This is a genomic window from Kordia sp., assembly GCF_965283645.1.
GTDB lineage: Bacteria > Bacteroidota > Bacteroidia > Flavobacteriales > Flavobacteriaceae > Kordia.
On sequence record NZ_CBDIPG010000001.1, the window covers coordinates 1,418,805 to 1,432,008 of the forward strand.

The window sequence follows — 13,204 nt, forward strand, 5'->3', positions numbered from 1 at the left end:
CTAAAATTATTGAATCATTCAATCTTTTAATTTTTCAATCAAAAATAAAAAAAATGAATTATTACAGTTTACACCATAACGCTCCAAAAGTTTCTTTCAAAGAAGCTGTCATTAAAGGATTAGCGCCCGATAGAGGAATTTATTTTCCAGAAAATATCACAGCTTTACCCAAAGAATTTATTCAAAATATAAGTAATTATTCGCATGAAGAAATTGCTTTTGAAGTGATAAAACAATTTGTTGGTGATGAAATTCCAACAGACATTTTAAAAGAAATTATCAACGAAACGTTGAGTTTTGATTTTCCAATTGTACCTATTGAAGAAAACATTGGAACTTTAGAACTTTTCCACGGGCCAACAATGGCTTTTAAAGATGTTGGCGCACGATTCATGGCGCGTTGTTTAGGCTATTTTAATCGTAATACGAACAACAATGTTACGGTTTTAGTAGCGACTTCTGGCGATACTGGTGGCGCAGTTGCAAATGGTTTTTTGGGTGTAAAAGGTGTTGATGTCGTGATTTTATATCCAAGTGGAAAAGTAAGCGAAATTCAAGAAAAACAATTGACAACGTTAGGTCAAAATATCACAGCATTGGAAGTTGACGGTGTTTTTGATGATTGTCAAGAAATGGTAAAAACAGCATTTTTAGATGCTGAAATTGATCGTACACTAACGTCTGCAAATTCTATCAATATTGCACGTTGGTTGCCACAAATGTTCTACTTTTTCTTTGCGTATAAGGCTTTACACAAAAAACATGAGAACTTAGTATTTTCTGTTCCAAGTGGAAATTTTGGAAATATTTGTGCAGGAATCATGGCGCAAAAACTAGGTTTACCGATTCAACATTTTGTAGCCGCAACAAATGTAAACGATACCGTTTCAAACTATTTAGAAAACGGTGAATATGTGCCAAAAAAATCGATTGCGACCATTTCAAATGCTATGGATGTTGGAAATCCGAGTAATTTTATTCGAATTCAAGAATTATATAATAACGATTTAGAAACGATCAAAAAGCATTTTTCATCCTATAGTTTTACAGATACAAAAACGAAAGTTGCGATGAAATCTTTGTACAATCAAACAAAATACATTGCCGATCCACATGGCGCGGTTGGCTATTTAGGTTTAAAGAATCACGATTTACAAAATGCATACGGAGTTTTTCTAGAAACTGCACATCCTGTCAAATTTTTACCAACAGTAGAATCGACCTTGAGTCTAAAATTAGACATTCCAACACAGATTCAAGAAATTATGCATAAAGAGAAAAAAGCATACTTTATCAATGATTACAAAGGTTTGAAGAAGTATTTGATGGAATAATATTTCTGCGAGTAGCTACCCAAAATGTATCATAAAAACATTTAAAAGTAGTATTTTGTGCATGATTCAAATAAAAATATGAGCATCAATTATAACTTTAATCTTCCTTCAGAAGAAAATGTTATTGCCCGAAATCGTACTATTACAACGTATTATGCGCAATTGTATCAACGAAAACCAACACTGTACAAATGGGCAGGAATGGCGGCTTTTGCTTCTTTTCACATTGGGAAAAAATTACAAATGTGGAATTGGAAAGTATCAGGTATTAAAACGTTGTCTGTTACTTGTAAAAAAACAAATCGTTCTTTGGAAGATGATTTTCAGGTAATTAGAATTATCAATAATAAAATATTTACCGAAATAGGTTGGGCACATCTTGCTTTTAGTCAAATGGATTTTGAAACTTTTAAATCAATTTTACAAGAAAGAGGAAAAAATGAGATCATTATTACTGCATTTGAAAGACTTCATTTTGCAAGAGAAGAACTAAATAACAATGTGTTTTCTGAAACTTCCAATACGCTAGTTTGGCAAGCAAATATTGATCTTTTATGGCATGAACAATCAGAAGTTGTACAACCATTATTTGACAAACTTAGCAATCTATTTGCTGGTGCAATGTCCTTATTTGCAAGTTTTGACTATAAGATAAATCATAACAAGACTGGCTGGCAAACATCTTCTCGTTTTTTTATATTTATGATTTTTAAAGGATTTCGATTCATCAAAAAAAATGGTTTTATCCCAGAAGTTACCGACTTGGAACACCGATGGTTTTGGATTTCTAACGATTTATTAGTGAAATGGAGAAAAATAGAATCAGATCAAAAATTAATTACTTCAGAAATAAAAATTTTATCCCAAATTGAAAAAAGAAACCTCATCATTTAATCTTCTTTATAAGGTTAAAAATATGACCGCTTTCTCCTAAATAAAAAAAACTGATGTTAAATTGAGAATCAAGTAATAATTCATCATTTTTTTAGGTCGATTTTTCATAAATTCGCAATCAATTTAAGACAAACTACATATGAAGGATACAGCTCTCACAGAAATTCATAAAGCATTAGGCGCTAAAATGGTTCCTTTTGCAGGTTATAACATGCCCGTACAGTACGAAGGTGTAAAGGTTGAACACGAAGTCGTTCGTAACGGCGTTGGTGTTTTTGACGTAAGTCATATGGGAGAATTTGTTATTTCAGGACCAAATGCATTGGCGTTGATTCAAAAAATCGCTACAAATGATGCTTCAAAATTGGTAGATGGAAAAGCACAATATAGCTGTATGCCGAATACTGATGGTGGAATTGTAGATGATTTAATTATTTACAGAGTGAATGAGGAAAAGTACATTTTAGTAGTAAATGCTTCAAATATTGAAAAAGATTGGAACTGGATTTCTAGTCATAATGATGTTGGTGCAGAAATGAGAGATGTGTCTGATGACTATTCTTTATTGGCGATTCAAGGTCCAAAAGCGGTGGAAGCAATGCAATCGTTAACAGAAGTTGATTTAACTAATATTAAATATTACACGTTTCAAATTGCCAAGTTTGCAGGTGTTGAAAATGTAATTGTTTCTGCAACTGGATATACAGGTTCTGGCGGATTTGAAATTTATTGTAAAAATGAAGATGTTGCTGCAGTTTGGGCAAAAGTTTTTGAAGCTGGTGAAGCTTTCGGAATCAAGCCAATTGGTTTGGCGGCAAGAGATACATTACGCCTAGAAATGGGCTATTGTTTGTATGGAAATGATATTGACGATACAACGTCTCCAATTGAAGCTGGTTTGGGTTGGATTACAAAGTTCACAAAAGAATTCACAAATTCAGAAGCACTTCAAGCGCAAAAAAGAACTGGTGTAGAACGTAAATTAGTTGCTTTTGAAATGCAAGAACGTGGAATTCCAAGACAAGGATATGATATTGTAGACGGAAACGGAAACAAAATCGGAAATGTGACTTCTGGAACGATGTCTCCATCGATGGGAATTGGAATCGGGTTAGGATACGTACCAACGGTTTTTACAGATGTTGGAAGCAATATTTACATCCAAATTCGTAAAAACAGAGTTGCCGCAAAAGTGGTGAAACTACCTTTTTATAAAAAATAAAAATTACTTTTTGAATAGAATTTTAATATTAGGAGCGAGCGGATTTATTGGTCAGGCACTATATAAAGAGCTTTGCTCCTATTTTGATGTTTACGGAACTTTTTACAGCAACAAATCGTTTGCTAAAAACGCGCATTTTATACGGTATGATTTAGATTATGACGGAATTGACGAAGTGGTTTTGCAAGTGCAACCTACAATTATAATTTCTGCTTTACGTGGTGATTTTGCGGCGCAAATTGAAGTACATACGTTCTTAACCGAGTATGTAAAAACAAAACCGTGTAAGCTTATTTTCTTGTCGTCGGCCAATGTGTTTGACGCATATAGTAGTTATCCATCGTATGAATACGACAAAACACTTTCGGAAAGTATTTATGGAAAATTAAAAATTCGAATTGAAAACATGGTCATGCGTTTACCGCAGAAAAAATATGCAATCGTGCGTTTGCCGATGGTTTTTGGACACAATTCTCCAAGAATTCAAGAAATAAAAGAATGTCTCAAAGAAAAAGTGCCTGTAGAAGTTTTTCCTAACTTAGTAATGAATACGATTTCTGATAAAAAGCTAACACAACAAATTCATTACATGATTAACAGACGTAAAAATGGAATCTTTCATTTAGGTGCTGAAGATTTAATTCACCATGATGAATTTATAGGAGAAATTTTAAAAAGTATGAATGTAAAAAAACCAGTATTCAAAAACGTATATACGTCCAATTTCGATCGTTTTTTAGCTGTTTTACCAAAAGACAACAAGCTTCCAAAACATTTAGCAACAACCAATGAAGAAACGTTGGAATATATTTCTGGAAAGAAAACTTCTTAAATTCAATACAATATTTCTTTTCACTCTTAAATTATAGTTTATTTACTACAAATATTTTGTTTTTTGTAAGAAAATATATTAGATTTACTTCAAAAGTAAATTTCCTCTACAACCACTATCGATACAATTAAAAAAAGTTATCAATGAAACCTATTTTTAACGTATACTCACTGTGTATTATTTTAATCCTTGTAATGGTACTCAGTTGTGAAAAAGGCGAATGGTATCTATTCTGTATCAAACAAATTACTTATGAATAATATGAAACTAAAATTATTCATTCTAACGTTATTCATAACACTTTTCTGTAAATCACAAGAAATCTCAACAACTGATTATACATTGGTAAACATTGTTGTGGATTCGCTGGTAAAGCAATCTAGAAAAGACACCATTGGATTGAGTGTGGAAACCCTTAATAAAAAATTAAACGAAGAAAGTGTCCTAAACCCAGGATTTATGCTCTATAAAAACGGAAAATTCACCAACGAATGCCCTGGTAATGAAATTAAAGACAGCTTGTATACAAAATTCAATTACAAAAAATTTAATGCTCGCCCTAAATCTTGGGATGTGAAAAGAATTGAAAATCCAAAAGTCTTAACAGATTTTACTTTAAGAAAGAAAAATTACATAAATAGATATAATGAATATTTGCAGTTATATCAAGAATCTGACAAACAGGAAATGAAAGAATATATATGGAATTCTGAGCGTGCTATTCCAGTTCATAACATCTCTACACCAATTTTTTCTGATAAAAAAGATATCGGGATTGTGTTGGTTAGAAGATACTATAACGGCTTACAATCTTGGCAACTTCGAAAAAATGAAAAAGGAGAATGGTATCTATTCTGTATCAAACAAATTACTTATGAATAGCATGAAACTAAAATTATTCATTCTAACTTTAGTTAACATTGCACGAAGCACTTCTGTATAGATTTCTAAGAAAATACATCTTAAAATCCTCGTATTTCAAAACACTTTTCTACGCTAGCTAAAAAAGATTTATTAAATTCGTGACTTTCGTTCACTACAAATACTTTTATTCGCATTCATGCACAAAATTATACGTTTCATCATACTGTTCGTAGTTACCAATGCATTTGCGCAAACAGACATTTCTTTTTGCCAAAAAGCAACGTTAGTATTGGAAACTCTAGAGAATAATCATTACCAACCAAAAACGATTGATGATGATTTTTCTAGCTATGTTTTAAAAACATTTTTTAAACGTGTAGATCCAAAACGAATGCTTTTTGCTAAAAGTGATATTGCTACTTTTGACGAATTAAAAACGAAACTAGACGATTATTTATTGAACAACGAATGTGATTTTATTCAAAAACTGAGCAAATCATATGAAAAACAATTGCTTACCGCTCAAAAAAGTATTGCTATTGTTGAAAAAAGCAAGCTTGATTTTTCTGGAAAAGATCATATTTCATACGGAAGCATTAAAGACGAATCGCAATTTTCTAAAAACAGAAAAACGTTGCAAGAACGCTGGACAAAAAAGATTCGAATTGAAATCATTCGTGATTACTTATCTTTTTCAAATCCTTCAAATTTTAAAAAAGTAAAAGCTCAGATAAAATCTAAAATCATTTCAGAAAACAAATGCTATATTCAAGATAAATTGCAAGCTGTCAATGGAATTCAATCGTATATTGAAACAACTATTTTAGATATTATTTGTTCTTATTTTGATCCACATAGTAATTATTTTGATCCAACTGACAATGGTAATTTTTTAAATTCTATCGGAACAGAAACCAACTCTATTGGTGTTTGGTTTTCAAAAAATAGTGATGGAAAAATTATCGTTTCTGGCTTACAAACGGGAAGTACAGCTTGGAAAGAAAAAGAAATCAACGCCGGCGATTTGGTGCTTTCATTACGTGCTGGAGACGCAATTTTAAAAACAACATGTCTTTCACTTTCGAGTTTGTACGATTTTATAAATGATGAAACAAACACTACAATTTCAATAAATGTAGTAACTGCAAAAAATAGCAACAAAACAGTTGTTTTAAAAAAAGAAAATCTAAAAATTGAACAGAATGCAATCAATACGTTTATCCTAAAAGGCGAATATACGATTGGATACATTTCGTTACCGAGTTTCTACACGAACATGGATTATGGTTTTGGAAGCGCAAATGATATCGCGAAACAACTATTTAAACTAAATACTGTAAATATTGACGGTTTAATTCTGGATTTGCGCGACAATGGTGGCGGTTCTATGAAACAGGCAATTGATTTAGCAGGAATGTTTATAGACAAAGGTCCGTTGGGCATTTATCGAGATGCAAAAAACAATAGATCTATTATTAAAGATTTTAATCGTGGAACGTTATTTACGAAACCGATGGTTATTTTGGTCAATCAAGGAAGTGCTTCGGCTTCTGAATTTATTGCAGCCGCTTTGCGCGATCATCACAGAGCTATTATTGTTGGAAGTAAAACCTACGGAAAAGGAACAATTCAACGTGTAATCCCATTAAAAGATGAAATTGGCTTTGTTAAAATCACCATAGATAAAATGTATGGTTTCAAGGGAAATACGCATCAAGCATCTGGAATTCAGCCAGATATTGAATTCCCAAGTTTGTATGCAGGTATTGAAGATGGAGAAAGTGGTAATACAAACTTTATCAAAAACGATACGATTTTAAAAGATGTGTATTTCAAAATACCAAAAGCTGTTGATTATAAAAGCATTCGTGCAAAAAGTATCGCGCGCATGCAACAAAATTCATCTGTAAAAACTATCAAAAACATCAATTCAAGATTACTTTCATATTTAAATCAAGAACGAAAGCTTGCATTATCTGTAAAAGGTATCAAAAAAGATAGTGACTTTTTTGATGCTATTTTTGAAAAAAGTGATGATTTAGAAATGAAACACAACACGTTTGAAGTTGTCAATTTGGAAGATTATAAAGAAATTTTAGCATACAATAAAAACAAAGCAACGCTAAATTCATATATGATCGAAAACATTCAAACGGATCATGAAGTTGAAGAAACTTATCTAATCATTTCTGACTATATAAAACAACTCGCCAATTAACAATTATATGAAATCAAACTACCTTCACTTTGTGATTATTTTACTTTGTGTATTCACATTTCAAACTTCGTCTGCTCAAAAATTTAAAAATGCGAATGAATATCTAAGTTTTATCGGAAAAGAAAACGGTAAGATTAGTAAAAGCATGTGGAATTACACCAAATCATTAGCACATAGTAAAAGTGCGCGTAAAGTTGAAGGTGATCGTAAACGCCTGTTGAAATCACTTGAGCGTGCCATTATCAAAATAAAAAGAGCGACTGCATACAAAGGTGAAGATGCTTACAAAAAACAAGTATTAGATTATATGGATTTGTATTCGAATCTGTTAAAGAATGACTATGCGAAAATTGTTGATATGAAGGAAGTTGCCGAGCAATCGTACGATTTTATGGAAGCATATATTTTAGCGCAAGAATTGGCAGATAAACGCATGCAAGAAGCACAACAAACCTATGCAAGTTCACAAAAAGACTATGCCGCAAGAAATAACATTCGATTGGTTGATAAGGAAACTGAATTAGGGAAAAAGATGAAAATCTCTAACAAAGTGTTTGATCATAAAAATGATGTCTATTTGGTATTCTTCAAAAGTAATATTCAAGAACGTTTTATGCTGAGTGCTTTGTCTTCTAATGACATCAGTGCCATTCAACAAAACGCAAATGCTTTACAAACCTTTGCGAAAGAAGGAATGATTGCCGTAGATACGATTGCTCCCTACAAAGAAGATACTTCACTAATTGAAGCCACGAAAGTTGCGTTGCAATTCTATATAGATGAAACTGAAAATAAGGTTCCAAAACTTATAGAATTCTTTTTATTGAATGAAAAATTTCAGACAATTAAAGAGGCAATTGACAAAAAAGCGGCAAAAGACCGAACAAAAAAAGAAATTGACACATATAATACTATGGTGAATGAAATCAACAAAGCTGTAGAAGATTTCAACAAAACCAACGCTCAATTAAATACAGCACGCACAAAAATTATAAATCAATGGAATGAAGCGTCTGCAAAATTTTTAAGCCGACATATTCCAAAAGAATAATACAAAATCTATATTTGTAAAAAATAAAAAACTAACATAATGGGAAGAGCATTTGAATTTAGAAAGGCACGAAAAATGAAACGTTGGTCAGCAATGGCAAAAACCTTTACACGTATTGGTAAAGATATTGTGATGGCTGTAAAAGAAGGCGGACCAAATCCGGAGACAAATTCAAGATTACGTGCGGTAATTCAGAATGCAAAAGCCGCTAACATGCCAAAAGACAATGTTGAACGCGCTATCAAAAAAGCATCTGATAAAGACACCGATAATTATAAAGAAGTACTTTTTGAAGGATACGGACCGCATGGAATTGCCATTTTAGTAGAAACTGCTACTGATAATAACAATAGAACTGTTGCCAATGTTCGGAGTTATTTTAATAAATGTGATGGAAGCTTAGGGACGCAAGGCTCAGTAGAATTTATGTTTGATCATACCTGTAACTTCCGAATTCCAGCTGAGGGACAAGATCCTGAAGAGTTAGAATTAGAATTTATCGATTTTGGTGTGGAAGAAGTATTCGCTGATGAAGATGGTATTTTATTATACGGACCATTTGAAAGCTTTGGAAACATTCAAAAAGAATTGGAAAATAGAGAACTTGAAATATTATCTTCTGGTTTTGAACGCATTCCACAAGTCACAAAATCATTAGACGAAGAGCAAACTGCCGATATTGAAAAACTACTAGAAAAGCTTGAAGAAGATGATGATGTACAAAATGTATATCACACGATGGCGGAATAAAAATATATTCATACCTAGCTAGTAAAAAGTCGTTTACAGTTCGTGAACGATTTTTTTTATGGAATAACCGTAAAGATGTATCAATTAGTTGACTTACATTTAACTCATAATCAACAAACTACACATCATGTTAAAAAGTATTTTAAAACTACAAGGAACAAAAGAGTTAACTAAAACTTCTCAAAAAGAAATTTTAGGTGGACGCAGACCTGCAAAACATTGCAACTCACAATCTGATTGCACCATCAATCAAATTTGTCAAAACGGTGCATGCTTTAATTGCTATGATCCATTTACAGGATATTGGTACTGTTAAGAAAAAGTAGAAATAAAAATCTATTTTCGAATTACAAGCAAATCATATACATGGAAAAAGTATAACGACATCTTTCAAACCTGAAAATATACTTTTTAATTCCACTAGTTATTTTGTTAAATATCTAGCGAATTTATTCACTTTCAAGTGTTAACTCCATGATTACTATCCGAAAGTCTCCGTACGGAGACTTTTTAAATATTAAATACGGTTTTACCTTACAAATAATATACATTTCTTACACAAAGTAATCAAAAAGCTAGCGTACATTTACACTAAACAAAATTAGTTTATTAGAAGTTCATTCAGAAACTAAAATTTGAGTGTTAGTGCATAAATAAATTAAAGGAGAGAATTCGCCGAAAAATTTGTATCATTTTTTCATATGTGAATTATTAAGTTAATACTAAGTTTTCTTCAAATTTTGATAAAAGCGTATTTCTCTTCTTTTTTTATGCCAACTAAAAATAATACATCCTGTAGAAATTACTTTCTACAACTTTCCAAAACTGAGTTTCAAAAAAATTAGGAATACATGTGTGTGAGATACCGCTATACAGCGGCATTAATTCAACTAGCAGTGTTCCGTTCGCCTTTCAGGCTTCGCAAAACTGAGTGAAAATTATAAAAAAAAGTTGAGATACCGCTATACAGCGGCATTAATTCAACTAGCAGTGTTCCGTTCGCCTTTCAGGCTTCGCAAAACTGAGCGAAAATTATAAAAAAGAAAGTTGAGATACCGCTATACAGCGGCATTAATTCAACTAGCAGTGTTCCGTGCGCCTTTCAGGCTTCGCAAAACTGAGTTTCATTAAAAAGCAGGCCGTAAGCCGGATCCTGTCTAAGCCTTATCATTTATCTAAAATTACAGTTACCCATAACTTTCATCTGCCTACCCTTGAACATTGAGCGTGCCGCTCTTAAACGTTCATATACATGGCATTGCACCTCGTAGAGTTTACCTGGTTTCACTACAGCATTACCTGTACATACTTTCTGCTGCACTTGTCCTCGCCTTTCGACGGACGGATGTTATCCGCTACAATGCACTATGGTGTCCGGACTTTCCTCCTTGTCCCAAACTTGATTTGGGATCTTTTCATTTTATCTCTCGATATCTTAATAAGATGCCGAAACAAGTTCGGCACACGGCGATAAGGTAGCCTGCTCTGTCGGCAAAAGTACACAAATGTTTCAGATTCTGTAGCAGTAATATTAAAAAATGAAGAATCAAAATAGTTTACTTTCTACAACCAAAACTGTTAATAAAAAAGCAGAACTATCTCCTAGTTTTAGGCGTTACATTTGAATTCTATTAGTATATTTGCTGTTATAAGATTACCTTTTTTCTATGGAACATTTCATTGTATCAGCTCGCAAATACAGACCGCAAACATTTAAAGATGTTGTCGGGCAACAAGCGATTACAAATACGTTAGAAAATGCTATAGAAAAAAGCCATCTAGCCCAAGCACTTTTGTTTTGTGGTCCAAGAGGTGTTGGAAAAACAACTTGCGCACGTATTCTGGCAAAGAAAATCAATCAAGATGGAACTGAAAATCCTGATGAAGATTTTGCTTTTAATATTTTTGAATTGGATGCAGCTTCAAACAATTCCGTAGATGATATTCGTAGTTTGATAGAGCAAGTTCGTATTCCACCACAAGTGGGAAAATACAAAGTGTATATTATTGATGAGGTTCATATGTTATCGCAAGCCGCGTTTAATGCGTTTCTTAAAACTTTAGAAGAACCACCAAAACACGCTATTTTTATTCTGGCTACGACCGAAAAACATAAAATTATTCCAACGATTTTATCAAGATGCCAAATTTTTGATTTTAAACGAATTGGTGTAAAAGATGCCAAAGAATATTTAAAATATATTGCTGAAAGTCAAGGTGTAGAAGCCGATGATGATGCACTTCATATTATTGCGCAAAAAGCAGATGGCGCTATGCGTGATGCGCTGTCAATTTTTGATAGAGTTGTTAGTTTTTCTGGAAAACAGTTAACACGACAAGCCGTTACAGAAAATCTGAATGTGCTCGATTACGAAACGTATTTTACGGCAACGGATTTAATGCTAGAGAATAATATTCCGCAACTTTTGGTCGATTTTAACCATACATTATCAAAAGGATTTGATGGACATCATTTTATTGCTGGAATTGCTTCGCATTTTAGAGATTTGTTAGTCTGTAAAAATAAAGCTACGATTGCTTTGTTAGAAGTTGGTGATCAAACAAAACAGAAATATTTAGAGCAATCGCAAAAAACATCACAACAGTTTTTACTGAAAGGAATTGAACTTGCCAATGATTGTGATTTGAAGTATAAAACAAGTAGAAATCAACGACTCTTAGTTGAGTTATGTTTGATGCAACTTGCCTCTATCAATTATGATGGAGAAAAAAAAAATAGCGATCGGTTCATAATTCCGGCTACTTTCTTTTTGGTAAATGGTAAAAAGATTGACCCTATTCAAAAAGCGGAAACGCCACCACAACAACATTCGCAAGAGAACGCAGCAACTCAAGAAACTGAAATTGCAACTACAACTCCTGTAAAAGCAACTGAACAAAAAGTAGCTCCTACTCCAACTGAGAAGCCAAAAATTAATATTTCCGCTATGCGAAATAAAGTTTCTGGTTTGTCATTATCGAGCATCAAAGCAAAGCAAGAACATTTGAAAAAACAACAAGATAAAGTTGTTGCTCATAAAGATTTGCCAAGCGATCCGTTTACTGAAGAACGTATGCTAGAAGTTTGGAATGCGTATGTAGCAAAATTGGACAAAAAGGGTGAAAAAATAATGGCATCTTCCTTATCTACAGATGTTCCGAAGTTGAAAGATGCGACAACTATTTGTATTGAATTGCCTAACGAAACCATGAAAATTGAGATTGAACGCGCGCAATATCCATTGTTAGAGTTTGTACGAAGAGAGTTGAATAATTACGATGTGACACTTGCGATTGATGTGAACGAACTTACCGTAAAAAAATACGCATTTACAACACGTGATAAGTACGAAAAACTAAAAGAAATCAATCCGTTAGTAGAACGTTTGCGAAGAGAATTTGATTTAGAAATTTAATATGTAAAGCACCATGATGTTAGGTTTAAAGTTACCAACAGATCCACGTTGGGTAAATATTGCAGCGAAAAATATTGAAGAAATTTTAACGGATCATGCTTTTTGTGAACAGAAAGCTACAAGTACGGCAATTTCATTAATTGTGAGTTTCCCAGAATATTCTGAATTGGTGGATGCAATGATTGCGTTGGTTAAAGAAGAAATTAGTCATTTTAAAATGGTTCATGATCGAATTCTTGCCAGAGGTTGTAAATTAGGTCGTGATCGTAAGGATGAATACGTTTCTAAATTGTTACAATTTTTCCCAAAAGGCGGAAGTAGAACCACACAATTAGTCCATAGATTGTTATATGCTGCATTGATTGAAGCTAGAAGTTGTGAGCGTTTTAAATTACTTTCAGAGCATATTGAAGATCAAGAATTGGCAATTTTCTACAAAAACTTAATGGTGAGTGAAGCCAATCATTATACCATGTTTTTAGGCTTTGCCAGACAATATGGCGACAGAACCGAAGTTGATGAAAAGTGGGAAGCTTTGCTAGACTTTGAAGCTGAAATCATGAAAGATTTGGGCACAAAAGAAACCATGCATGGATAAGTAAAGCTTGCATTACTTTCATAAG

General features: G+C 32.8%; 11 protein-coding genes and 1 other RNA gene. 11 read left to right on the forward strand and 1 reads right to left on the reverse strand.

Features of this window, described 5'->3' with window-relative positions:
• The first annotated feature begins 53 nt into the window (after nt 1-53).
• The 9 genes from thrC (at nt 54) to ACQ654_RS06055 (ending at nt 9,481) form a co-directional block, all read left to right on the forward strand.
• On the forward strand, nt 54-1,334 hold the full coding sequence (gene thrC, locus ACQ654_RS06015; protein WP_430409422.1) for a threonine synthase: 1,281 nt from the start codon (nt 54-56) through the stop codon (nt 1,332-1,334).
• Between the two features lie 78 nt (nt 1,335-1,412).
• The gene (locus ACQ654_RS06020; protein ID WP_430409423.1) at nt 1,413-2,228 is read left to right on the forward strand and encodes a DUF2515 family protein; all 816 of its coding nucleotides are present in this window, start codon (nt 1,413-1,415) and stop codon (nt 2,226-2,228) included.
• Nucleotides 2,229-2,367: 139 nt separating this feature from the next.
• Nucleotides 2,368-3,450: a glycine cleavage system aminomethyltransferase GcvT gene (gene gcvT, locus ACQ654_RS06025; RefSeq protein ID WP_430409424.1), complete on the forward strand. Its 1,083-nt coding sequence runs from the start codon at nt 2,368-2,370 to the stop codon at nt 3,448-3,450.
• 10 nt (nt 3,451-3,460) lie between these two features.
• Complete coding sequence (locus ACQ654_RS06030) at nt 3,461-4,282, forward strand: sugar nucleotide-binding protein (protein WP_430409425.1); 822 nt, start codon at nt 3,461-3,463, stop codon at nt 4,280-4,282.
• A 252-nt stretch (nt 4,283-4,534) separates the two neighbouring features.
• Nucleotides 4,535-5,164 (forward strand): hypothetical protein, encoded by a 630-nt coding sequence (locus ACQ654_RS06035; RefSeq protein WP_430409426.1) that lies wholly within the window; start codon nt 4,535-4,537, stop codon nt 5,162-5,164.
• Nucleotides 5,165-5,342: 178 nt separating this feature from the next.
• Entirely contained in the window at nt 5,343-7,364 is a 2,022-nt protein-coding gene (locus tag ACQ654_RS06040; RefSeq protein ID WP_430409427.1) for a S41 family peptidase, read from the forward strand.
• Nucleotides 7,365-7,371: 7 nt separating this feature from the next.
• Nucleotides 7,372-8,415, forward strand: a complete 1,044-nt coding sequence (locus tag ACQ654_RS06045) for an LIC11966 family surface protein (protein WP_430409428.1) — start codon at nt 7,372-7,374, stop codon at nt 8,413-8,415.
• A gap of 39 nt (nt 8,416-8,454) precedes the next feature.
• Nucleotides 8,455-9,165 carry a YebC/PmpR family DNA-binding transcriptional regulator gene (locus ACQ654_RS06050; RefSeq protein ID WP_430409429.1) on the forward strand — a complete coding sequence of 237 codons (711 nt, stop codon included), beginning with the start codon at nt 8,455-8,457 and terminating at the stop codon, nt 9,163-9,165.
• Between the two features lie 127 nt (nt 9,166-9,292).
• Nucleotides 9,293-9,481 carry a hypothetical protein gene (locus ACQ654_RS06055; protein WP_430409430.1) on the forward strand — a complete coding sequence of 63 codons (189 nt, stop codon included), beginning with the start codon at nt 9,293-9,295 and terminating at the stop codon, nt 9,479-9,481.
• 810 nt (nt 9,482-10,291) lie between these two features.
• Here the strand turns inward: ACQ654_RS06055 and rnpB are convergent.
• Nucleotides 10,292-10,587, reverse strand: an RNA gene (gene rnpB, locus ACQ654_RS06060) — RNase P RNA component class A.
• Nucleotides 10,588-10,832: 245 nt separating this feature from the next.
• Here rnpB and ACQ654_RS06065 point away from each other — a divergent pair.
• Nucleotides 10,833-12,581 (forward strand): DNA polymerase III subunit gamma/tau, encoded by a 1,749-nt coding sequence (locus ACQ654_RS06065; protein WP_430409432.1) that lies wholly within the window; start codon nt 10,833-10,835, stop codon nt 12,579-12,581.
• Between the two features lie 16 nt (nt 12,582-12,597).
• Nucleotides 12,598-13,179, forward strand: a complete 582-nt coding sequence (locus tag ACQ654_RS06070) for a tRNA-(ms[2]io[6]A)-hydroxylase (RefSeq protein ID WP_430413004.1) — start codon at nt 12,598-12,600, stop codon at nt 13,177-13,179.
• Nucleotides 13,180-13,204 lie beyond the last annotated feature (25 nt).

Excerpts from the sequence above, each read along its gene's own strand:
- thrC (WP_430409422.1), top strand. The coding sequence starts at position 54 with ATGAATTATTACAGTTTACACCATAACGCTCCAAAAGTTTCTTTCAAA.
- ACQ654_RS06020 (WP_430409423.1), top strand. The coding sequence starts at position 1,413 with ATGAGCATCAATTATAACTTTAATCTTCCTTCAGAAGAAAATGTTATT.
- gcvT (WP_430409424.1), top strand. The coding sequence starts at position 2,368 with ATGAAGGATACAGCTCTCACAGAAATTCATAAAGCATTAGGCGCTAAA.
- ACQ654_RS06035 (WP_430409426.1), top strand. The coding sequence starts at position 4,535 with ATGAATAATATGAAACTAAAATTATTCATTCTAACGTTATTCATAACA.
- ACQ654_RS06040 (WP_430409427.1), top strand. The coding sequence starts at position 5,343 with ATGCACAAAATTATACGTTTCATCATACTGTTCGTAGTTACCAATGCA.
- ACQ654_RS06045 (WP_430409428.1), top strand. The coding sequence starts at position 7,372 with ATGAAATCAAACTACCTTCACTTTGTGATTATTTTACTTTGTGTATTC.
- ACQ654_RS06050 (WP_430409429.1), top strand. The coding sequence starts at position 8,455 with ATGGGAAGAGCATTTGAATTTAGAAAGGCACGAAAAATGAAACGTTGG.
- ACQ654_RS06055 (WP_430409430.1), top strand. The coding sequence starts at position 9,293 with ATGTTAAAAAGTATTTTAAAACTACAAGGAACAAAAGAGTTAACTAAA.
- ACQ654_RS06065 (WP_430409432.1), top strand. The coding sequence starts at position 10,833 with ATGGAACATTTCATTGTATCAGCTCGCAAATACAGACCGCAAACATTT.
- ACQ654_RS06070 (WP_430413004.1), top strand. The coding sequence starts at position 12,598 with ATGTTAGGTTTAAAGTTACCAACAGATCCACGTTGGGTAAATATTGCA.